Here is a 23,935-nt window from a genome sequence, read left to right as displayed (position 1 = left end):
TCAAGTCAATCTTGACTATGTCATGTTGACTATGCCAACACCTATCTCTCATTATAGTTTTTTTCTATCCAATTACGGTACTCACCGGAGCGGACATTTTCTATCCAATTCTTATTATTGAGATACCAGTCGACAGTATTTTGAAGTCCTGCCTCAAAATCAAAACTACGTTTCCAATTAAGTTCATTTTTTATCTTGGTACAGTCAATAGCATAGCGGCGGTCATGGCCTAACCTGTCTGTTACATGGGTAATGGTTTTTCTTACATTTTCTTCATTAAGACCTGTCTTTTTACAAACAATTTGAATGAGCCTATTTAAAAGCTTTATATTTTCCCATTCATTTTCACCGCCGATATTATAGGTCTCCCCTGCTCTTCCGTTTTTTAGTATAAGTCTTACAGCTTCATTGTGGTCTTCAACATGTATCCAGTCTCTAATTTGCTTACCGTCACCGTAAACGGGAAGATTTTTACCTTCAAGCATATTTAAAATCATAAGAGGAATCAATTTTTCAGGGAATTGAAACGGCCCGTAATTATTGGAACAGTTTGAAATAGTAGCAGGCAGCCCATAGGTATGGAAGTAAGCTTTTACCAAGTGATCGCTTGATGCCTTGCTTGCAGAATAAGGAGAACGAGGGTCATAGGCTGTAGTTTCTTCAAAATAGCCTTCAGTTCCCAAAGAACCGTAAACCTCATCCGTACTGATATGGTGAAAAAGAACGTCATCACGCATTGTTCCGTCAGGTTTTTTCCAAAATTGCTTTGCAGTCTCCAAAAGGTTAAAGGTTCCCAAAACATTTGTCTTTAAAAAAACCTCAGGACCCAAAATAGAGCGGTCAACATGACTTTCAGCTGCAAAATGAACAACCGTGTCTATATTATATTCCGTAAAAATACTATTTATAATTTCTTTATCGCAGATATTTCCATGAATAAAAAAGTATCGGCTTCCGCCGAATTCGGATTCCATATCGGCAAGGCTTGCGGCATTACCTGCATAAGTAAGAGCATCAAGATTTATAATACGACCCGTAAATGCGTCTTCTTTTTTTAATAAGGTTCTGATAAAATTGGAACCGATAAAACCCGCACCGCCGGTTACAAGTATATTTTGTAAACTTCGCATTTAGATTAACTCCTTAATTTAACAATTTTCCGCAATATATTTTAGATAATCGCCATATTCATTATTATAGGAAGAAGATAAATTTAAAAGCTGAGTTTTTGAAATCCATTTTTGTAAATAAGCTATTTCTTCTATACAGGAAACATACATTCCCTGCCTTTTTTGAATTGTTGCTATAAAATTTGAGGCTTCTAAAAGGCCGTCATAAGTTCCCGTATCAAGCCATGCCATGCCGCGACCAAGCTTTTCAACTCTTAATTTGCCCATAGTGAGATAAGCATTATTTACGGATGTAATTTCAATCTCACCTCTGGCCGAAGGTTTAACCGATTTTGCAATTTGAATTACTTCATTATCATAAAAATACAAACCGGGGATTGCATAATTTGATTTTGGATTTTGAGGCTTCTCCTCAATACTCAAAACATTTCCTTTATTATCAAAATCAACCACTCCGTAAGCTCTTGGGTCCTTAACATAATAACCGAAAATTAAAGCTCCTCCATTATTTTTTATGAATGAAACCGCATCTGTCAAAGTGCTGCTGAAGCCTCTTCCATAAAAGATATTATCACCCAAAACCAAAGCACAGGAATCAGCACCGATGAACTTTTCGCCCACTATAAAGGCATCAGCAAGACCTCGAGGTTTATCTTGAACGGCATACTCAAATTTCATACCCAGCCAATTTCCATCACCGAAGAGCTCTTTAAAAAGGCCTATATCCCGCGGTGTAGATATAATTAAAACTTCACGTATACCGGCAAGCATCATAACCGACAAGGGATAATAAATCATAGGCTTATCATACATGGGTAAAATTTGTTTTGAAACAGCCTTAGTAAGCGGATATAAACGGGTTCCCGCCCCTCCTGCTAAAATTATTGCCTTCATAAAAACCTCTATCAAAAAATTGATCTTGAATCTTATTATAGCCGAAAGATATTTACATCATCAAAAAACACTCAAGCCTAAGCATAATATCAAAAAAAATAAAAATAATCAATAAAAATAAGCCTCTGAATTTATAGATTGCAATAATAAAACTACTTATATCCATACAAGAAGCAATCTCGTTATTTTTAAAGTCTTTGCCGATTATCTCCGATAACCGATATAGATATTATCAATCTTTATAAAACGGGAATATTTTTATGGAACCATTAAATAAGAAAACAATTCAACAAAACATTCACCATAAAGCCCCTATTAGAGTTGCGCAAGTTATAGGAAAAGCCGTTATCAGCGGTGTAGATTCAGTGGTAATGAACTATTACCGTAACATAGACAGAAGCCGCATACAATTTGATTTTTTTATGGACGGTTATGATAAAACTCTCATCGATGAAGAAATTCTTGATTTGGGCGGCCGTATCATCAAACTTGAACCTTATGAAAACTCTATGCTAACCAATATGCGGCAATGCCGTGCCGCTTTTGCAGAAGGCGGATATACAATTGTCCATTCACACTTAAACACACTCAGTTGTTTTCCTCTCTATGCAGCATTCCGTGCAAAAGTTCCAATACGAATTGCACACAGTCATAGTACAATGAGCCGCGGAGAATGGAAGCGCAACCTTATGAAGCAGGTATTACGGCCGTTTTCAAAAACTTTTGCAACTCATTATGCGGCATGTGCCGATTACACTGCCCGCTGGCTTTTCGGTTCGCAAACGGTACAAAAAGGAAAAGTACGCCTCATAAAAAATGCAATCGATACCGCATGCTTTTCACCCAATGAAGAGGCTCGAAACCGAATACGTAAAGAATTTAACTTGGAGAATCGTTTTATTGTCGGTCATATCGGCCGTTTTGCATTCCAAAAGAATCATGAATTACTTGTACGGATATTTGCCGAAGCTTACCGGCAAAACCAGAATGCAGCTCTGATATTAATCGGAACGGGAGAATTGGAAGCTGAGATTCGTACTCTCGTTAAAGAGCTTGATATAGAAAAAGCGGTTTTTTTTACCGGCATCCGGCGGGACATTCCCGATTTTTTGAATGCCTTTGATGTTTTTCTTTTGCCAAGCCGCTATGAAGGTTTGCCGGTAGTGGGTATAGAAGCTCAATCGGTAGGTTTGCCATGCCTAATGAGCGATACTGTTACTAAAGACACTGCTATTACGCCCTTGGTGGAGTTTTTTCCGTTACACGCCGACATAAAAGAATGGGCAAAAAAGCTTCTCAGCTACGAACATGCACAAAAAATGCCTCACCCGGATTTATTGCGGAATTCCGGTTTTGAAATATGCCATGCAGCAGACGATTTATGCTGTTGGTACGAAGACCTCCTTGATTCTTTTTAGAAAATATGATAGTGTAACACTATGCAGCCATCGGAATTTACTAGTTGGTTTAAAACCCATTTTAATCATACAAGTTCTTTTGCGACCGGTCTAACATTTATGATCTTCGACTGTATCGGGATAATGCTATGCTTTGGAGGAAGCTTTTTTGCTATTAATGCAGTAGACCGTTCACTGATTGTATTCCGTGATTTTATAAACTACTGGATATACCTTCCGGCCTTTGCTGCAGCATTTTTTGCGGCTCGTCTTTATCCCGGTATCATGCTTCAGCCGGCTGACGAAGTGCGTAAATTCTCTCTTACTTCTTTTTTTTGTTTTACGGGAATTGCCCTTTCCATAGCAGTTGAAACGGATGATAGAGAGATGTTAAGTATTGCCCTCCTTTTAGCAACTCCTTTTGCAACTCTGTTTCTACCCTTATTAAGGGAAGGAATACGGACTGCATTTAGTTCCTTTAGCTGGTGGGGCGTTCCGGTAGTTATATATGTAAGCAATGAAAATAAGTACACAATAGCAGACAGGCTATTAAATAAACCTTCATTAAGTTACCGCCCGGCAGCAATCATCAATATCGATGCAACAGACTACGAGGAATACAAAGGAATCCCTGTATTCCCTTATTCACAAGAAATTGAAGATTGTGTTCACGCCTGTAATATTACAACAGCAATCGTTATGGAATTGCCGGAAGGTAATACGGCAAATACCCCATTGGACTCAATTCTTTCCGATTACCGCTACATCATTGCAATACCGTACTATCAAAATATAAAATTCGTATCGCTTTCAGTGAGAAACTTCGGCGATATTTTAGGTTTTTCCGCATCGAATCGTTTGACACGTCCCATCAATTTATTTATCAAACGATGTATCGATTTAGGCATATTACTTTTGTTTTCGCCGTTAATACTCCCGATTATAGTCATCATAGCGATTCTTGTAAAATGTACTTCAAAAGGAAAGATATTCTATGGACATAAGCGTATCGGCAAAAACGGTAAGCAAATTAAGGTGTGGAAATTTCGATCAATGGTAACTGATGCGGATAAACGTTTAAAAGAATTACTGGAGAATAACCCAGAAATGAAACGTGAATGGGAGGAACATCAAAAGCTTGAGCATGATCCGCGTATTACCTCCATTGGAAAATTTTTACGCAAAACAAGCCTTGATGAATTGCCTCAGCTTTTTAATATTCTACTTGGCCAAATGAGTTTTGTCGGTCCACGCCCTGTTACCGAACCTGAAAAAGAAAAATACGGCGATACATTTAAATATATATTTTCCGTCACCCCAGGATTATCAGGCATGTGGCAAATATCCGGCCGATCATCAACAGGATATGATGAGAGAATTTTTCTGGATACTTTTTATATTCAAAATTGGTCAATCTGGCTGGATATTTGGATTATTTTACAAACCTTCATCGTTGTTGTTACTAGAAAAGGTGCGTATTAATACTTAATATTCAATTATTTTAAAAGCTTAAATAAGATACGAAGGGGCATAAAGCGTGCAATATATATTGCGGCAGTATTCAAAAAGCGTCCTTGCAAGCTTCTATACAAGAAAAACTTATTGTCAAGAAAAATCTTATTTATTTCCTTGTCTTTAAGATTGGATTTTAAATAGGCCACTAAATTGGATAAATATGAATTTGCAATAAAAAAATTTGCTTCTTTTTTAATAGAACTATAGTCGGCATAATTTTTTAGAACCGCATCACGGATAAACGCAAATGACTTTATCCTATCCGTATTATAACCTTTATATCCTTGCATCACAGAATCATCGCGTATTTGATAAATAAAGGATATCCGTTTGCTATACTGAAGCGTACATGCTTTTGCGAAGGTATTTACCATAAATACCATATCACCGCCTATTTTTACCCCTACAGGAAATAACAAAGCATTTTCAGAAATGAAGGCATTTCTATAAATCATGCTACAGATACAAATAGGCAGTTTTTTTGAAAGAAATAATTTTTTTATCACCTCTGAAGGGAATGAACGGTTATTCAAACTTTCAGAAAAAACTGTTTTTGATACCATGCCATTTCGGTGTACTTCATATCCAAAAGCAAAAACATCGGATTCATTAGATTGAGATAAAAAATTCTGAAAGAAAAGCAGCGTCCCCTCAGGTAGAACGTCATCGCTGTCCAAAAAATAAATATAACGTCCTTTTGCATTTTTTATTCCGGTATTCCGAGCTCCGCATTCACCTTTATTATCTTGATTAATCAAAGAAATAAAAGAATACCTTTCAGAAAAAGATTGAGCTATATCTGCCGTAGTATCTACAGAACCGTCATTTATAATGATAACTTCGATACTGTTTTCAATACATTCAAATACTTGCTCTACCAAAACGGAAAGTAAATCATGCAAAAATCGCTCTGCATTATATGCAGGAATAACAATTGAAAGTAATATATCGCTCATAATTTTTGAATCCCTTCTTACCTATTGACAACCTCTAAAAACTTGACTATGAGAGATACCCTATTCATTTACGAAAGTTTTTTTGCTCCAACATTTTTGGTCATATACATTTTCTTTTACGTAAACCCAATCCTCTTCCGTAGTTTTAAATTGCGTAAGTTTTAACTGTTGATTAGCACGCCAATCACCGCCATGCATTGCTTTTATAACAGTTTTATCTTGAGAAGATTTAAACGGCAAACCGCTAAACGGATTTTTTTGCATTTCAGGCTCAAGTCCTTCCGTTGTTAGAATCGGAATGTCGGCTAAAGTCATAAAGGTATAATCTTTTCGTAATGGCCCGTCTGAGTCAAAATCTTTCATCATAATCAATGGTATGAGACTTTCAGGAGAAATATCTGTACCAGCGAAGCCGGATAAGAAATTCATATCAACTGTATGCATCGAAGCCCGTCCATGATCACCGGCAATAATTATACGGCTATTATCCCAACAACCATTATCTTTTAAAAAATGAAAAAAACGCGCACAAGATTCATGTGCTAAATAGTTTGCATAAAAATGTTCGGCCGTATATTCATTAAGGCAATATTTTTTTGCAAGAGGGATAAGCTCACCACGCCGTATGAACAGAATATCGCTATCTTTCGGCGGTTCATGGGTTGTATTATTTACAATAATATTAATACAATCTCCATCAGATACAAATTCAATTTCTTTATATAAATTTTCGAGAGCAGAATAAGCATCTATAAATGCCATTTGAACATTATAGAGGTTTTCAATCTTTGCATAGGCCCCGTTATTATAAAATATTTTTCTTACCTTTGAAGGTAAAATTCTAAAAAAAGAAAAATACAACATGTTACGTGCAACAAGATTTGTTTGCCCGTTCGTTTTTTCTAAATATAGGCTAGAAAAATCCCTACTGTATTTCCCAATTCCATCGATATTCTTCGAGCGTATATTATATTTATTAAATACAGATAAATCTGGGATCCATGAATAGTTTAACCACGAAGGATCGGTAAAACTTACCATCCAATTGTACTCGCTGAACAGTCGCGGCAGCACACTCAACGCTTCATTATGTTTATCGACAAGCAATTCATCAGATCTCTTATTTATATTTTCAGGAGTATATTCATAGCCGCCAAAAAGAGAAGGCGTACTCATATTGGTACTCCTACCAAAAGCTATGCTGTTTTCAAAAACGGTAAATCCCGTATATTCTTTTCTTACAAGATCATTATTTTCAAATACCGGATCGATGAAAAAGTTCATAGAACGGTCAAGCATCAAAATGAAAATATTTTTTCCTGTTTTTGATACCCTATATGCTTTATGATCGTATTTTTCAGTGATTTCTCCAGCCAGCATGCGTCGGTAAGATTTTTGAATTGAAATGCAAGAAAAACCTGTTATAACCAAAAAAGTTAAAACTATAATATTAAGAAGTGAGGGAAGCCATTTTGAAAATTTTGAGTATACAAAAAATGTCATTACAATTATTCCGGCAGTTATTGTCAATACATTCACAGCGAAATACCGCATAGAATGACCTAATCGTGTTGCATCCTCAAATATCAGTATATTGTTTATATCACCGTAATTACCCGTAAAAATGAATGTATCTATAAGTGCCGCCATAAGCAACAATATCGCCGTATATGCAAAATATTTTTGTACACTTTTTGAAAATAGTTTATATATACATAACAACCAAAACAAGCATCCTAAACTTTGGGTAAACGGATAATAAAGAACAGTTAAGGGATGTTTAAAGCCGCCAAAATTTGAAAATTCTTGTGCCGAACTTGCTATCGTTGCTGACGGAATAACCAACCCGATAAGAATACACAACGCAGCAGCAGAGGATAAGAAGACATAAAAACATTTTTTATCGTCATTAAAAACAGATGCTAATCGCCTTTTTTCAAAAAAACAAAATAACTTTTTAATTAACGGCATTACTGCTATGGCAACAGTTAAAAGACCTGAAAGAGCAGCAGGTCTTTTAGTTTCACTAATCGTCATTACAGTTGTAATGCACGTTAAAATTGACATAACAATTACGGCAATTATATACCATGTTTTGTTACTTAATTTTACTTTATAAAAAATATTTTTTAATAGAGAAAACAGATTGTTAAGCGTCCAATAAAAAACCAAGCCAGACGGTGAGTTATAAAGCAAAAGTAAAAAAATAAGAGCTGTAATGTAAAGCATTAACTTATCTTTGAGCATTAGCCCTCTAGTGTAAACGGCAGATGCGGCTATATTTACGAACGTCATTATAATAGGCAAAATGTTTATTGAAATATTTCCTAAGCTCAGTAACTTATCGGGAGCACCCAAATCGGTAAAAAACAAAAACGAGGTTTTATCCATAATGGGTGAATCGGATAAAAGTTTATATGCGGCAATAAAAAAGGGAATCTGAATAAAGAGTGCAAACATACTTCGCAGCGCATAAAGTGGATGATACTTATTCTGACGATAATATGTAGATAAGATTAAATATCTCTCATCTCCTTTAAATACAGCTTTTATGTCAACTATTTTTGTTTTCATTTTTTTCTGAATAGCACGCTCTTTTTCTTGCCATTGTTCAGCAACATTATACATTGGAAGACAAATCATATTAATACCGATACTCAACAGCACAATAGACATACTTATATTGCCATCCACAATAATGTTTGCTACGAAAAAAACAAATTCAACAAACATATAGACGGGGTAAATGAAAATTGTATATAAAAAATTCACCATGTTTTTCTAAGCTCCGTTAAAAATGTATAAACAGCTTCTCCTGCATGACCTCTATTTTGCCATGCGGTGTCTTTAGCTTTCAATCTATTTTCTTTAAGTGTTTCACTTTTACAAGTTTCAGAGATAATCTCTTTTATATGATCAAAGCTATTAGAGTTAAGCTGCACACCTATTTCCTTTAAGACGGAAAACTTCCACGTAGTCTCTTTTAAATCGCCTGAATCATAAGGGCGATGATCGAATTCGCTGTTACAGTATAAGAATGGCTTATCAAAAAGAAAACAATAATCAAAAATAACACTGGAAAAATCAGAAATCATAATATCAGCTTTTGAAAGTGAATCGATGTTTTCAGAATTATAATCCCAAACAAAATTCGCGACATCTTTATATTTTTCCTCCAATCTTTTAAGCATATCGGATTCTGAAGTCTTGCTTTGAGGATGCGGGCGGATAATAATATTCCAACCGGTTTCTACAAGCGGAGTAATTAGTTGTTCACCGTATTTTGATAATATTCCATTTGCCCCCCAAGAAGGCGCAATTAAAACAGTAAAACCGGTATCTGTTTTCGGCAAATCCTTTATTTTCTCGCTTAATACATCAAGGTAGGGACAGCCGACTACACGTAAATCTTTTTGTGGAAGATTACGTAGGCTTTCCAGTTCGCGAATTCCTTTTATCTGATATTCACCCGATAAAAGCACAGAATCGAAGTAATCAAGTCCAAAAAGGCGATAACTTGTTGCATCATCAAGCGCATGAAGAATATGACTGTAATGCCTGACATGCTTTGAACGTTTCAGCTGATACACATCCATCCCCGGCGTTGTCATCAAACAAATATCGGCTTCAAGCATATTCAGCCGGGCAAAAGCTCTATTTCCCTTACCGATATACTCAGCTTTAATATAAGTATAGTTTTGTGAGAACACAGGATCATCTTCCGAAGAAGTATAAAATACGAGTTCTTCTCGATGTTTTTCAAACTCATTACATATAGGTAAAAAAACATTCCAGTAGCGTGTACCTTCCGAATAAATAACAACACTGTTGTTTTTACCGGCAACTTTTTCGTTGTCTTTATACACCGCGACCTTTAGCTTTATAAAGGCCGTTTTTGCCACAAAATACAACGTTGTAATAAGACCAATTACAATAGAAAAAAGGATACTTCCCGTACCCGGATCAATGTATAGTAAAGGGATCATAATAATTGAACCTCCTTAATTATTATTAAAATTTATTCTACTCCAATTATGCGGATTGTAAACATTTTCTTTTACAAACGCCCACTCAGCATCTTCAAACTGCGTAGATTTTAATTGATGATTTGCGTGCCAATTTCCTGCCGTTATTATTTTTACGACAGTCTTATTCTCGGTTTCAAGAAAGTCTCTACCGCTAAACGGATTTTTTTGTAATTCCGACGATAAATTTTTGGTAGTTAGCGCAGGAATATCAGCTAACGTCATAAATGTATAATCTTTTTTTAATGTCCCTTCCGAATTAAAATCTTTCATCATAATTAATGGGATCGAAGCATCAGGGGAAAAACCGGTATTAGCAAAATCGGCAATAAATTTCATATCTCTAGTACGCATGGGGTCTCTACCATGATCACCTATAATTATTATTCTACTATTATCCCAACAATTGTTGTCCTTTAAGAATTTAAAGAATTTAGCACAAGATTCATGAGCTAAATAATTTACATAGAAATGTTCTTCTGTTGTCTCATTAAGGCAATATTTTTTTGCTAATGGAATTAAAAAATCTTTCCCGATCATTTGTATAGTTTCTTTCTTAGGCGGCTCATGCGTTAGGTTATTTACAATGATATTTATACAATTCTTACTTTCGACAAATTCAACTTCTTCCGTAAGATTTTCTATGGCTGAATATGCATTCATAAAGGGTGCCGAATAAATGGGAATACCTACACCACCATACATCCCTTCTGCATAAAATATCCGTCGTACTTCAATAGGCAAAATTTTAAACAGCGAAAAATACAGCATATTCCTGCGAATACCGTATATCTTCGATTGTGGCACAGACTGCACATTCTTTTTTATAAGAAATTCTTGCGTATACAGTCCATTACCGTCTATGTTTTTGGCAATCATATTATATTTTGCAAATACCGACAAATCGGGAATCCATGCATAATTGAGCCAGGAAGGGTCTGTAAAACTGACATTCCAGTTATGTTCGCTAAAAAGCCGTGGTAATACACTCAGGGCTTCATTATGTTTATCTACTAACAATTCATTTGAACGTTTATCAATATTTTCCGGTGTATATTCGTATCCGCCGAATAAGGACGGTGTACTGAAATTCGTACTCGTACCGAATGCAATGCTGTTTTCAAAAACCGTAAATCCGGTATATTCTTTTTTTACAATCTCTGCATTTTCAAATACAGGATCGATAAAAAAATTCATAGACCGATCCAGCATAAATATAAAGATATTTTTACCGGTCTTACTGATTCTATAGGCCTTTTTGGGAGCAGAAACCGAATTTTCGACGGATTTCATAGAATGGAATTCTTTGTAAATGGTAACTGAAGAAACAACTGGAATAACAAGAAAAGACAAAATAAGAATCTTAACAATCCCCTCGATAAATTTCATAAACCGGTTTGAATATACAATCGCAAATATGACAACTGCAATCATTCCAATTACAACAAGATTCACCATAAGTTCATGTAATGAATGACGGAGCCTTCCCGTATCCGAAAACATAAGCAGATTATTTATACTTCCATAACCATCTTGAAAAACAAAAACATTGATCAGTGCGACCGCAAGGATTATTATAGAAGCAAATGTAAAAGCTTTCTGTACATTTTCCCGGAAAAGCTTATAGAGACACACAAACCAGAACAAACAGCCGAGGCTTTGAACTACCGTATAAAACAGGATAGTAAAAGGATTTAAAATATCTTCAAAGTTTATAAATTCCAACGGCGAACTTGCTATAGTAGTTGCAGGAATAGTTAAACCTAAAAACAGCAATAATGCTATAGAACTTTGTAAGAAAAGTGAAAAACGGCTTTGAGCGTCAGCTAAAACGTTTCGAATATTTTTAAGTAAGAATTTAGATACAATCGTCCATATAATAGGGACAAATATTACCATAATGGTAAAAAACTCTATAATAACCCGCGGGCGCTCTTTCGCCGTATGATTTCTAGTGATAATTGTGAGGGAAATAAAAAACAATGCGGTAACAATATACCAAACAATTTTACTTAATTTTATTCTATAAAAAATATTTTTAAAAAGTGAGAATATATTATTGAGTGTCCAGTAGAACACCAAACCCGAAGGTGAATTATACAACAAAACAAGAAAAATAGCGGCCGTAATATACAACTGAAGTTTCTCTTTTATTGTTAAACCTTTTGAATAAACTGCGGAAGCAATAATATTGATAAATGTCATTAGTATCGGCAAAGCATTTATATGCATGCCGGCAACATACAGTAGTCCGTCAGGTTTACCTAAATCCTTTAAAAACCAAAATGAAGCATTATTCAACATCGGCAAACCTGACAAAAGCTTATATGCCGCGATGAAAAATGGAATTTGAATAAGCAGAGCAAACATTCCCCGCATTGCATAGAGCGGATGATACCGGTTTTGCCGATAATATGTTGTCAAAACCATATACCGTTCATCACCTGAAAACACGGCTCTTATATCAGCAATTTTCGGTTTTAATTTCTTTTGAACAGTACGTTCTTTTTCTTGCCATCTTTCGGCGACATCATATATAGGTAAACAAATAACGTTTACAGTAAGGCTTAATAAGATAATAGAAAAACCTATATAATCATCCGTTATATTATTTGCTAGAAAGAATATAAATTCAACAAACATATATACCGGATAAATAAAAATCATATATAAAAAATTCAGCATACTATTTTTTTAATCCTTTCACGAAGCATTTTGGGAATAAACTTTTTTATTACAGCCCTTATATTATACAACACAGCATCACGTGTTACCATCGACTTTGTTTTCTTCAAAAACGGAGCAACCGCTTCAGCACTAAAATAATCTTTCAATAAATGAACTGCCGGCAGCCTGTCAGTTTTATTTGTTCTCAGTAAAATAAGATTGTAATATACATAATGTATATAATAGCGTTCTATGTTTAAAACAGCAGCTTTATGTTCAGAGGCATACGATTCAAAAAAAAATCTAAAACCATTTAAAATAGCCACAACCGAATCCAAGTCTTTTTGTATACTTGCAAGGTTTTTACGTGTATTTGATATACCGCTTTCATCATTGTAAATAACAAGAACATCGTCTATCGACGAATAACTTTTTGCATAGTATGCAATAATCACAGATTCATAAAAATCCTCACCCATCACGGCATGAAAGTCTGACATTTTACTAAAAGCATTTTTCAACAATTCTGTTTTATATGCTTTATTCCAAACAGTACCTGCACGGGGGTACCGATCATACACAAGTGAGCTAAAAAGTTTATCTACCGTTATGGCAGAATCGGGCACAGTGTTTTCATTTGCGTGAATAGAGTGATATCCATACTCAAGAACTTCAACGGAATTTTTACAAAGTGCATTATAAATAACTTCGACGGCATGAAGAGCCAATACATCGTCGCAATCTAAAAATAAAATATAATCACCTGATGCATTCAGGACGCCTGTTTTACGCGCCAAATAAAGCCCTTTATTTTTGGCGTGAGTCAGTACTTTAATACGCAAATCAGTTTTTGCATAGTCTTGCAAAAGAACTGGGCTTCTATCTGAAGAACAATCGTCAACGCATATGATTTCCAGATCGGTATAAGTTTGCCTTATAACACTGTCAAGAGTTTCGGGGATGTACTGTACTCTGTTAAATATGGGAATAACAATAGTGAATTTCATTTTTATCTTTTTTTGTATTTACAATATATAAATACAGAATACATATACTCAAATAAAAAACTACACAAAAACACTCCACATTTAATAAGACCTTTTATTTTTGTTTTTAGTGTATTGCGATGCGCCAAACTTTCGAATGCTTCTCCAAAATTTGTTATACCAAATAAAAATACAGGCAACTTGTGGTTATATTTAAGCGGTAAGTTTTTTTTACTTTGAACGGCATCTGCTGATTTTACAAAAGCTTCCATCGGCTTATTTGTATCTATATTGTTTGCATTGTTATTAGTAAACTCATCGGGGAAATGATAGCAATACTCCGGCAACTCATGTTCTATTTTTAAAACATCATCCTTCCATTGCGGATAATTTCTAAATTTGTAAGTGTTTTTAATCGATTGAGCAGGATCAAAACATTTCAGTTTTTCTACATGATCTTTATCGTTAAAATTAAGAAAATGTTTAAGTTCGGTCAATGAGGCTTCATAATTAAAAATAAGATCTTCAAAATGAAGTAATAGAACATTCTGATTTTGCCGTTCTTTCTGTTGTGAAAAACGGATTCCGCGATACCAGCGTATAAAGGTATCAACATCATCACTCGGAATATACGGTTCACCCCATGAACTTTTATTTAACACATACATATCGCGAGGATCTCTATCAACAATGATAACTTTTGTAGCGGGTGCATAGTTAAAATATGCCGATATATCGGAGGCTGGGAAAAACTGATCAATTAAAATTTTTTTGCTGTTTATGTGAAACGTTATTTCTGCAATCAGTTTAGCAACATATTCTTGCACCTTATGATAAAAAGCATCGGTAAAATGCGCATAATAAGATTTATTTCTTTTATGATAAGTTGGATGCCATGTATTCGGTTCAAAGAGCGAGTACCGCGAATATGAATACTCATTCAAAAAGACTTGTTTTGCCAAATTATAATACAACAAGTCTTCTTTTGAAAGTTTAATCGTATCTGTTCCTCGGTGCCAATTTCCTCGCCATTGAGCAATACAAATTGAATCGATAAAAGATTCGGAATGCCGTAGAAAATTGCCGTTGAAATATTTTTTGAATGGACGCTGCTTATTCAACACATCCGCAAGTCTAAGAAAACGCTTTATTGCAAGATCGCACTTTAAGCGATGTCCTTCGCGCAATGCATTCTCCAAATCCCGTATTCCATCTACCTCATGTAAAAAAGTGCATTCAAATTCTGCGCTCAGGCTTTTTATAGTTTCAAACTCTTCAATAATGTTCGTTACAGCAGAGCTTCCGGTAGTACCGTAACCTGTACATGTTATGATTTCAGTCATTTTTTAGCCTTCTGATAGTTCTTTCGGCTGCCACAAGAGAGCCGGTTGTGTAAAAAAACGGATCGGTAATGCAGGAATATAGAATAATAATCTGAGCAAATAGTATCCGACCAAAACGAAATTCCTTATAGTGGGTTTTACAAAAAAAGTATTTATCGAAAATCGTAACCTCTGCATGGCAAAATCAGAACACCAGATATAAGCAGAACGGATTTTTTTTATAGCTGCTGTTTTATCAATATGCTGATAATCCGTTTCCTTTTTTTCCGGTAAAGAAGTAATAAGATTATCAAACTGCCGCACTGTATTCTCTACAGAAAACTCTTTGACTTTTTCAACACAATTTGTAGACATCCTATCGTATAGTTCTTTATCGGTTAGTAAAGTTTTTATTTTTTTTGCATAATCGTCGGCATTCCAATCCGCTACTAAGCCGCAATTTCCGTCGTCGGCCAATTCTTCGGACGCACCCGCAACAGGTGTAGTTACAAATGGTTTCTCTAAAGCCATAGATTCCAATACAACGGTGGGAAATCCTTCCGCGAATGATGATAGGCAAAGAATATCCGCACGCTGTATATATGGTAGAGGATTTTGTTTGTAGCCCAAAAAAGATACAACTTCCGTCATACGCAACTCATTTACTAAATGTATTAAGTCTCCTCTTTCTTCTCCATCTCCTATAATAAGCACATGACAACATACATTTTCTTTTTGTAATTTTGCGGCAGCTTGTATAACAAGAGAGAAATTTTTACGCTTTTCTAATCGCCCTACGCAAGCCAAAATTGGACAGGTATACCGCACACATTCATCGATGTTTACTTTTGATGCCTGTATTTTTGCATTTTCTATATCAAATGCATTATAAATTATTTTTGTTTTATTCAAATATTGAGGGAATATATCTTTTAATGATTGTAATGATTTATTCGATATTGTAACTATCCTATCAGCATAGTTCCATGCACTATCTTGCAGTTTTAAATTATATTTATCATTCAAAGACATGAGTTTTGGAGACAAATCGTAAATATCAGTATGAAACCAACTTATCGTCTTCTTATCAGGAAATGCCTGAATCATAAATGAAGGCATTTGGTAATTCCATGTAATAACAATATCATACTCATCGAAACTCTTTATTGCACGTATTAAAACGGGATATTTTTCAATACAATACTGAGTAAAGTGTTTATTAAAACGGGACTCATGCGTGCCATCTATAAGCGGCGTAAGCAATTTAATATTACTGCTAATAGGCTCTTGTTTTACATAAAAACCGACTATTTCCTGTATAGCTATTTCATATTTTTCCGCATTCAAATTATTAACAAGCGTTGTTAAAACTTTCTCGGCACCACCGCCGTTTGAATGTGTGTATGTAATAAAAAGGAGTTTGATTTTCTTTGAGTTATTCATTTTAATTAAGAAATGTAGCTAAATTTATCAATTAGTACGACTATATCTTATTCTTCCGTGCAATTATTAAACGCACAAATCCATATGGTAATATATTCTTGATAAGCTGTTTAATATTATGCAAAAAAAACTTCTTGAATATCGTTAATCTAATAGCATGATATTCATTAGGCAGTTTTCTTATTATAAACATAATAATACATACTGAATGAACTCTATAAGCAAAATTAATATAGAGCTCTCTAATATAGTCTCTTACATACCGCGCATATTGTTGTTCACCATTCTCTTCAAAGAATGAAACCAGATTTTTTTCAACATTATGAGAACTTTCAATAATTCGAATTAATTTTTCTCGACTTTTAAAAGTATTATCCGATGTAATACCGATATGCCGAAAATAATTATAAAACGGAATATCAATAAATATTTTTTTATTTGAAAAATATTCTATAACAGCTGATTGATAATAATCTTCAGCATAGACTGCATAAGGATGAGACATTAATGCATAAATTTGCTTCAACATTCGAGCGTTATAACATTTATTGACAAGATTATGTAGAGCACTATTTTGCAAAACATCAGCGATCGTCTTATTCTTTTCATCTTCCAGAACTGAATGATACAGCAATTTTTCACTGCCAATTACATCATATATTCTAAACTGTACATAATCCGGCTCATTAATAAGATTATCAGACAAAATTTGCAAAGCCTGGACTTCTAATGAATCATCGGCATCCAAAAATAAAATATATCTTGCCGCCGCTTTCTCAATAGCAGTTTTGCGGGCTAAAAAGAGCCCTTCGTTTGTATTTTTCACGACATATTGTATTGATAAGCGGTTTGAATATTCTGTTATTATTTGATCGCACTCCGCCGAACGAGGTGAACCATCATTTACAATAACCGTTTCTATTTTTTTTGCATCAAAGGTTTGATTTACTATAGAATCCAATGCACGAGGCAAATATTGTTCCGTATTATAAACAGGAATACATATCGAAAACACATATTCATTCATTATTAATTTTCTCTATCCTACATATTTACATATATTGCTTTCGCAAAAATATGGCAAAACCTTTATTCTTTTGTATAAGCATTAAACGCACCAAACCATACGGTAATATATTTTTGATAAGTTTTTTAATATTATGCATAAGGAATTTCTTGAATATCGTTAATCTAATAGCATGATATTCATTAGGCAGTTTTCTTATTACAAACATGATAATGTGAAATGAATTAACCCAATATGCAAAATTGATATACAATTCTTTAATATAGTTTTTTACATATTGTGTATATTGTGGAGCACCATTCCTTTCAAAAAATAAAACAAGATTTTGTTCAATAGTTCTGAAGCCGCTCATAATTTGTACAATTTTATTCTTATTTTTAAAAGTACTGTTTGACGTAACCCCTATATTCTTAAAATAATTATAAAGCGGGGTATCAATAAATATTTTTTTATTTGAAAAATATTCTATAACAGCTGATTGATAATAATCTTCCGCATAGACCACATAGGAATCGGGAAGCAGTCCATAAATCCGCTTTAACATTTGAGCGTTATAGCACTTATTGAAAAGATTATGTATAGTCTTATTTTGTAAAACATCAGCGACAGTCTTATCCCTTTCATCTTCCAAAATCCAATGATGCAGCAATTTCTCTCCATCAATCACATCATAGAACCTAAATTGCACATAGTCCGGTTCATCAATAAGATTATCAGACAAAATTTGCAAAGCATGTACTTCTAATGAATCATCTGCATCAAAAAATAAAACATATTTTCCCTCGACTTTCTCAATAGCAGTTTTTCGGGCTAAAAAGAGCCCTTCGTTTGTATCTTTCACGATATATTGTATTGATAAGCGGCTTGAATATTCTGTTATTATTTGATCGCACTCCGCCGAACGAGGTGAACCGTCGTTGACAATAACCGTTTCTATTTTTTTTGCATCAAAGGTTTGATTTACTATAGAATCCAATGCACGAGGCAAATATTGTTCCGTATTATAAACAGGAATACATATCGAAAATAAATAATCGTGCATACTCATCTTCCCAACAAACGTTTTAGACCGTTAAACGGCTTTCTAAGCAACACTGCAAAAATATGCAACGGACGATATTCTTCTTCATTTTTGATGATTTTTGTGTGTAATACACTTATTTCCTGCATCAACAATGTTATCATACCGTCAACACCAAACCGATTTTGTATAATATTGATAACCTCACCTGAAGTTGTACGCTCCAAAATTTCCAAATAAATTGTGCTAAAACAACGTCGAACATATTGCATATATTCACTTCTATTTGTCTTTGTAAAAAAAGAATACAATTCTTGACTGACATTCGCAAGACTTATATCGATATTCTTTACTTTTTCAAGGTTATCAAAATACGGAATATTGCTTATTCCCGTTGTCATCCGATAATTGTAGAGCGGAATATTAATAATTTTCCGTGTTTTAATATGACATTCGATTATTACCATCTGATAATAATCTTCGCTAAATACAGCATAAAAATCCGGTAAAGAATCATAAATTGGTTTTATAATATTTGCATTATAACATTTATTCCACAATGTATGATTAGCTTTTGATAATAACACATCAGTAATTTCTTTTGTCCTGTCCTCTTTTGAGAAACGCCATGTTTTTTTTCGCCCAGTAGCAGAAACCTTATAATAAGTAAATTCTATATAATCAGAGCTGCTGTTAGTTAACTCGCTTGCCAATATTTTTAATGCATCAGATTCCAACCAATCATCCGAATCCAAAAATAAAATATAATCACCCGAAGCCTTTTGTACCCCTGTTTTCCTGGCACAAAAAAGGCCCTTATTGCATTCATGTTGAATTATTTTTATTTCTTTTTTATCCGCAAATGCAGACAAGATGTGCGTAGAGCCGTCAGTTGAACCGTCATTAACACAAATGAGCTCATAATCAGCATAAGACTGATTTACAACGGACAAAATAGATTTTTCCAAATATTTTTCTGTATTGTAAACGGGCATGATGATTGAAAATTTCATATATTAGTATCCTTATATTGCAAACAAAAATAATACCACATTTACGCAAAATTCAATCGGGAACAATACAGAGAACAAGCCGATTTTTACTATTCCCTTTAATTTCGATTTTAATGTTTTTCTATCGCCAAAGCTTTTAATATAAAGAGGTAATTTGCATACATTAAAAATCAACAGAACAGGGCTTACTCTACAATCTTTTGATAATCTTCCGGTTAATTGCAGCTTTTCTACATCCTTACAGATATCATTTATAAAAATATAGTTATCCTTTACGATATCAATCGGTATCGGGGGATATTTTTCAAAATGAAAACAATACTCTTCCAGCTCTTTTTCTATTTTATCAATATCTTTTTTTAACTGCGGGTAGCGTTTATAAACCTGTGTGTTTACTATTGATTTTTCAGGAATAAAAAATTGTTTTTTATATATATGCTCATCGGTATTAAGGCCGGTAAACTCTTTTATTTTTTCTAATGAATTTTCATATTCATATACTAAACTTTCAAACGGAATAAAAAGAGCTGTATTCTTCCATTCCGTATTAAGTCTATATCGTTGTGCTCGTGTTGCCTTATACCAGTCTATAAATATATCTACATTATCACATGGAATATATCCGACTCCTTTTTCAGCTATCTGCATCGCATATAAATCTCTGGGATCTTTATCGATAACCAATGTTTTGATATCAACAAAATAGTTGGAGTATCTCCCGATATCATATGCCGGCAAAAGCTGGTCTACCAAAACATATTTATTTTTATATAAGTCATTGGAAAACAGATCCGATATATATGTTCTTGTTTTTTCGTAAAAATCAGATTTTTTATCGATATAATAACAGTCAATTATAGGGTTATATGAAGGATGCCAACCGTCAGGCTCATAGCTGTTGAATTGCCTTTTCCGATACAAAGCATTAAAAAGCACTTCGGCGAATCGTATTCTCTGTTTCTCTGCAAAGGCTGTTTTTTTTGTTTCAAAAGCACGATGCCATGAACCATCCCATTTGCATACTGTAATCGATTCAATATATTTTTCGGTTTTCTTATAAAATTGTCCATTAAAATACTTTTGATAATCAGAATCCTGATCCAAAATCTTTGCAAGAGATAAAAAACGTTTAGTAGCTAAATCGATCTTTAAGCGATGTCCTTCATTAATCGCGTTTTCCAGATCATAAATTCCGTCCGCTTCATGAATAAAAGTACATTCGAATTTATTACCAAAGCTTGTGACAGAAGAGAATTCTTCCAAGATGTTGGTTCCAGCAGAACTTCCGCTATCACCATATCCTGTGGACGTTAAAATAATAGGTAAAGGTGCTTCATGCATAGTTTCGCTTTAAAAACATTTATGGTATGTTGATTAGAGAAATTTTTTTGATTTTAATTGCTCAACCAATTCAGGTATTGCCTTTGATGCAATAAGCCATATTCTGTCAGTGAGAATCTCACCATAATCATGTACGATCTTATTTCTTAATCCAATAATTTTTGACCAAGGAATATCATCATTTGCTTTAATAACTTCTGCTGAGACATGATTAGCTGCCTCACCAATGACTTCTATCAACCTTTCAACAGCTAAACGCTTCACTCTGTTTTGGATAAATGTGGCATGATTTTCATCCTTGATAATATCAATCACTTCATCTGAATAGGCAATCATATCATATATATAACTTTTATCACGCTCATTAAGCTGCATATAAAATTTCCTTTGTTGCTAAAATAGTATTTCGTCTATACGGATTACGCAAACCTGCAGGCTCAACAATATCTACAGCTCTTTGCGTGAGCTTTTCAAAATACGCTTGAATATCAATAATATCATATAATGAAATATTTTCAGAATTATAAAATTCAATAAGTAAATCTATATCACTATCACTATGAAAATCATCGCGTATCGAAGAACCGAAAACGGAAATTTCTTTTATGTTGTATTTTTCCGCTATAATTTTAATATCTTCTTGTGAAATCTTTATACCATTTTTTCTTAATTTCTCAAATACATTCATCAGAGCCATCCTTTGCACAAATAAAGAGTTTTTTTGCAGTAACTATTCTGCAAGTAGCAGTTAATATATACAATAAAAATCGCAATATATGATAACCAAGCAGTATAAAATGGTATATCTTTTTTGTAGTTTGAAACCGCTCCACCGAAAATTTTATGTTGTTAAGCATTTTGTCGGGATACCAAACATAAACAGAGCGCATTTTCTTGAAAGCTTCTTTTTTACTAAGAATGCCGGCTGATCCTGTATCCGGTTTTTCCGGTAAGGAGGCAATAAGATTGTCAAATTGCCGTACGGTATTTTCTACAGAAAATTCTTGTATTTTTTTAATACAATTTTCCGACATTCTATCGTAAAGAGTCTTATCGGTTAATAGTATCTTTAACTTTTCAGCATAATCGTCAATATCCCATTCGGCAACCAAGCCGCATTTTCCACCGTCAGCCAATTCTTCAGAAGCCCCCGCTACCGGTGTTGTTACAAAAGGTTTACCTAAGGCCATCGATTCCAGAACAACAGTAGGGAAACCTTCTGCCAGTGATGACACACATAACAATTGTGCCCGGCCTATATAGGGCAATGGATTTTGTTTATAGCCTAAAAAAAAGACTGAATCAGTTATATCCGATTCAGCCGCTAAGCGTACAAGCGATTCTCTTTCTGGCCCTTCGCCGATGATAAATAAAACACATTCAATATTCTCTCTTTTCAATTTTGCAACGGTTTTTACAAGAAGAGAAAAATTTTTATTTTTATCCAATCGTCCTGCGCAAACTATAATCGGCAAATAACAGTTTTCATAAATATCTTCAATTTTTTCGCTTGCTTTTATTTTTGAAATTTTTACATCAAACGCATTATGAATTATTTGCGCTTTGTGCATATATTCCGGAAAAACGGTTTCCAGCGACTGCAGCGATTTACGTGAAATCGTAACGACTTTATCGGCAAAACCCCAAGCGTTTTTCTGCAGATCGTATCTATGTTTTACAGCAGTTAAATTATCTGAAATATCTAAATCATCAATAGCTCCGTGAAACCAAGCTATCGTTTTTTTATCGGGAAACGCGGGAAGCATAAATGATGGTAATTGATAATTCCACGTAATTATGACATCGTATACGTCAGAATTATTCATAGCTCTGATAATTTCCGGTTTTTGCTCAAGAATATAGTCTAATACCTTAACTTTATAATCTCGATCATTACAATGGTAAAGCGATGGGAGCAATTTAATATTTGAATTTACAGACTCACATTTGACATCATACTTTACTATTTCAAAAATAGAAATATCGTACCTTTCCGCATCCAAATTATTAACAAGTGTTGTTAAAACCTTTTCGGCTCCGCCTCCATTCGAATGAGTATAAGTAATAAAAAGAATTTTTAGTTTTTCCATTCGTTTACTTTTTTAATTACGTAATTAACTTCCTCATCGGTTAATAACGGACTCATAGGAAGACTAACCACTTCCGCATGTATTTTTTCACTTATCGGTAAGTGAAGATGAGAAAACTCTTTATATGCTTTTTGTTTATGTGGCGGAGTCGGATAATGAATAACAGTCTCTATTCCGCAATCTTTTAAATAGTCAATAAACGCTTTTCTGTTTTGAACCCGAACACAATAAATATGCCACACATGTTCTTCTCTTTGGTGCAGCTTGGGTAAAATAACAGCTTTATTTTTTATTCCGGCATTATACATCGCTGCGATTTGACGGCGGCGATCATTGTCCTCATCAAGTCTTCGCAGCTTTGCCGAAAGCACGGCAGCCTGTATTTCATCAAGACGGGAATTCTCTCCCTTATATTCATGAACATATTTTACGCTTGAGCCGTAATTTGCCAACTTTCGTATGACATCTGCAAGTTCGTCGTCATTAGTTGTAACACAGCCGCCGTCTCCCAAGCAGCCCAAATTTTTACCCGGATAAAAACTAAAACCGGCCGCATCGCTGAAGGAGCCGCTTCGTTTTCCGTCTTGGCTTGCACCGTGTGCTTGTGCCGCATCTTCAATCACTTTTAAGTTATGCTGCTTTGCAATGGCGGTAATCTCCTCCATATTGCAAAGTCTGCCGTATAAATGCACCGGCATAATAGCCTTCGTTTTTTTTGTTATTTTTTCTTCTATTTTTTTTATGTCAATTAAATAATCATCTATATTCGGTTCTACAAAAACAGGCGTCAAATTTTCGGCACTAACTGCAAGAATGGTAGCTATAAAAGTATTTGCAGGAACAATAATTTCATCACCTTCTTCAAAAACACCAAGCAGCTTGTAAGCACGGAGAATCAATTTTAAAGCTTCAAGACCGTTTCCTACACCAATGCAATACTTAACTCCGCAAAATTCTGCAAAGTTTTTTTCAAAAGCCGTACATTCCTCACCGTGAATATACCAGCCCTTTTTTACAACTTCACTTATTTTTTGCGAGAGAGACGGTTCAAAGCTTTCAGTTATTTTTTGTAAGGATAAAAAAGGGATATGCATAAGAAACCTATATA

At 34.3% G+C, this 23,935-nt stretch carries 19 protein-coding genes; 2 read left to right on the top strand and 17 right to left on the bottom strand.

Annotated elements, in window-relative coordinates; translation table 11 throughout:
- Positions 1–41: 41 nt before the first annotated feature.
- Both rfbB and rfbA read right to left on the bottom strand, forming a co-directional pair.
- Positions 42–1,130: a dTDP-glucose 4,6-dehydratase gene (gene rfbB / locus E4N80_RS03950; protein ID WP_253700581.1), complete on the bottom strand. Its 1,089-nt coding sequence runs from the start codon at positions 1,128–1,130 to the stop codon at positions 42–44.
- Between the two features lie 18 nt (positions 1,131–1,148).
- Positions 1,149–2,024, bottom strand: a complete 876-nt coding sequence (gene rfbA / locus E4N80_RS03945; RefSeq protein WP_253700580.1) for a glucose-1-phosphate thymidylyltransferase RfbA — start codon at positions 2,022–2,024, stop codon at positions 1,149–1,151.
- A gap of 260 nt (positions 2,025–2,284) precedes the next feature.
- Between rfbA and E4N80_RS03940 the strand changes: the two genes are divergently transcribed.
- Both E4N80_RS03940 and wbaP read left to right on the top strand, forming a co-directional pair.
- Entirely contained in the window at positions 2,285–3,442 is a 1,158-nt protein-coding gene (locus E4N80_RS03940) for a glycosyltransferase family 1 protein (protein ID WP_253700579.1), read from the top strand.
- A gap of 21 nt (positions 3,443–3,463) precedes the next feature.
- Positions 3,464–4,903 (top strand): undecaprenyl-phosphate galactose phosphotransferase WbaP, encoded by a 1,440-nt coding sequence (gene wbaP / locus E4N80_RS03935; RefSeq protein WP_253700578.1) that lies wholly within the window; start codon positions 3,464–3,466, stop codon positions 4,901–4,903.
- A gap of 14 nt (positions 4,904–4,917) precedes the next feature.
- Here the strand turns inward: wbaP and E4N80_RS03930 are convergent, their stop codons facing one another.
- The 15 genes from E4N80_RS03930 to E4N80_RS03860 are packed head-to-tail and all read right to left on the bottom strand — an operon-like array spanning position 4,918 to position 23,921.
- The gene (locus tag E4N80_RS03930; RefSeq protein ID WP_253700577.1) at positions 4,918–5,892 is read right to left on the bottom strand and encodes a glycosyltransferase family 2 protein; all 975 of its coding nucleotides are present in this window, start codon (positions 5,890–5,892) and stop codon (positions 4,918–4,920) included.
- A 60-nt stretch (positions 5,893–5,952) separates the two neighbouring features.
- The gene (locus E4N80_RS03925) at positions 5,953–8,667 is read right to left on the bottom strand and encodes a YidC/Oxa1 family membrane protein insertase (protein WP_253700576.1); all 2,715 of its coding nucleotides are present in this window, start codon (positions 8,665–8,667) and stop codon (positions 5,953–5,955) included.
- The gene (locus E4N80_RS03920) at positions 8,661–9,878 is read right to left on the bottom strand and encodes a CDP-glycerol glycerophosphotransferase family protein (protein ID WP_253700575.1); all 1,218 of its coding nucleotides are present in this window, start codon (positions 9,876–9,878) and stop codon (positions 8,661–8,663) included. The genes E4N80_RS03925 and E4N80_RS03920 overlap by 7 nt, the downstream gene beginning before the upstream one ends.
- Positions 9,879–9,893: 15 nt before the next feature.
- Positions 9,894–12,602, bottom strand: a complete 2,709-nt coding sequence (locus E4N80_RS03915) for a YidC/Oxa1 family membrane protein insertase (RefSeq protein ID WP_253700574.1) — start codon at positions 12,600–12,602, stop codon at positions 9,894–9,896.
- Positions 12,596–13,591 (bottom strand): glycosyltransferase family 2 protein, encoded by a 996-nt coding sequence (locus E4N80_RS03910; protein ID WP_253700573.1) that lies wholly within the window; start codon positions 13,589–13,591, stop codon positions 12,596–12,598. Before E4N80_RS03910 ends, E4N80_RS03915 begins: the two co-directional genes overlap by 7 nt.
- Before the next feature lie 2 nt (positions 13,592–13,593).
- Positions 13,594–14,913, bottom strand: a complete 1,320-nt coding sequence (locus tag E4N80_RS03905) for a sulfotransferase family protein (RefSeq protein ID WP_253700572.1) — start codon at positions 14,911–14,913, stop codon at positions 13,594–13,596.
- A gap of 3 nt (positions 14,914–14,916) precedes the next feature.
- Positions 14,917–16,335 (bottom strand): glycosyltransferase, encoded by a 1,419-nt coding sequence (locus E4N80_RS03900; protein WP_253700571.1) that lies wholly within the window; start codon positions 16,333–16,335, stop codon positions 14,917–14,919.
- 40 nt (positions 16,336–16,375) lie between these two features.
- A complete protein-coding gene (locus tag E4N80_RS03895; protein WP_253700570.1) occupies positions 16,376–17,362 on the bottom strand; it encodes a glycosyltransferase family 2 protein in 987 nt (328 codons plus the stop codon).
- A 25-nt stretch (positions 17,363–17,387) separates the two neighbouring features.
- Entirely contained in the window at positions 17,388–18,404 is a 1,017-nt protein-coding gene (locus tag E4N80_RS03890; protein WP_253700569.1) for a glycosyltransferase family 2 protein, read from the bottom strand.
- Positions 18,405–18,406: 2 nt separating this feature from the next.
- The gene (locus E4N80_RS03885) at positions 18,407–19,396 is read right to left on the bottom strand and encodes a glycosyltransferase family 2 protein (protein WP_253700568.1); all 990 of its coding nucleotides are present in this window, start codon (positions 19,394–19,396) and stop codon (positions 18,407–18,409) included.
- 12 nt (positions 19,397–19,408) lie between these two features.
- Positions 19,409–20,737: a hypothetical protein gene (locus E4N80_RS03880; RefSeq protein ID WP_253700567.1), complete on the bottom strand. Its 1,329-nt coding sequence runs from the start codon at positions 20,735–20,737 to the stop codon at positions 19,409–19,411.
- A gap of 33 nt (positions 20,738–20,770) precedes the next feature.
- Positions 20,771–21,112: a HepT-like ribonuclease domain-containing protein gene (locus E4N80_RS03875; RefSeq protein WP_253700566.1), complete on the bottom strand. Its 342-nt coding sequence runs from the start codon at positions 21,110–21,112 to the stop codon at positions 20,771–20,773.
- On the bottom strand, positions 21,102–21,425 hold the full coding sequence (locus tag E4N80_RS03870; protein WP_253700565.1) for a nucleotidyltransferase family protein: 324 nt from the start codon (positions 21,423–21,425) through the stop codon (positions 21,102–21,104). The genes E4N80_RS03875 and E4N80_RS03870 overlap by 11 nt, the downstream gene beginning before the upstream one ends.
- On the bottom strand, positions 21,412–22,827 hold the full coding sequence (locus E4N80_RS03865; protein ID WP_253700564.1) for a glycosyltransferase: 1,416 nt from the start codon (positions 22,825–22,827) through the stop codon (positions 21,412–21,414). Before E4N80_RS03865 ends, E4N80_RS03870 begins: the two co-directional genes overlap by 14 nt.
- Positions 22,815–23,921, bottom strand: a complete 1,107-nt coding sequence (locus E4N80_RS03860) for a DegT/DnrJ/EryC1/StrS family aminotransferase (RefSeq protein WP_253700563.1) — start codon at positions 23,919–23,921, stop codon at positions 22,815–22,817. The genes E4N80_RS03865 and E4N80_RS03860 overlap by 13 nt, the downstream gene beginning before the upstream one ends.
- Between the last annotated feature and the right edge of the window lie 14 nt (positions 23,922–23,935).

It is taken from the genome of Treponema denticola (assembly GCF_024181605.1).
Taxonomy (GTDB): Bacteria; Spirochaetota; Spirochaetia; order Treponematales; family Treponemataceae; genus Treponema_B; species Treponema_B denticola_B.
This window is presented reverse-complemented; position numbering and strand designations above follow the sequence as displayed.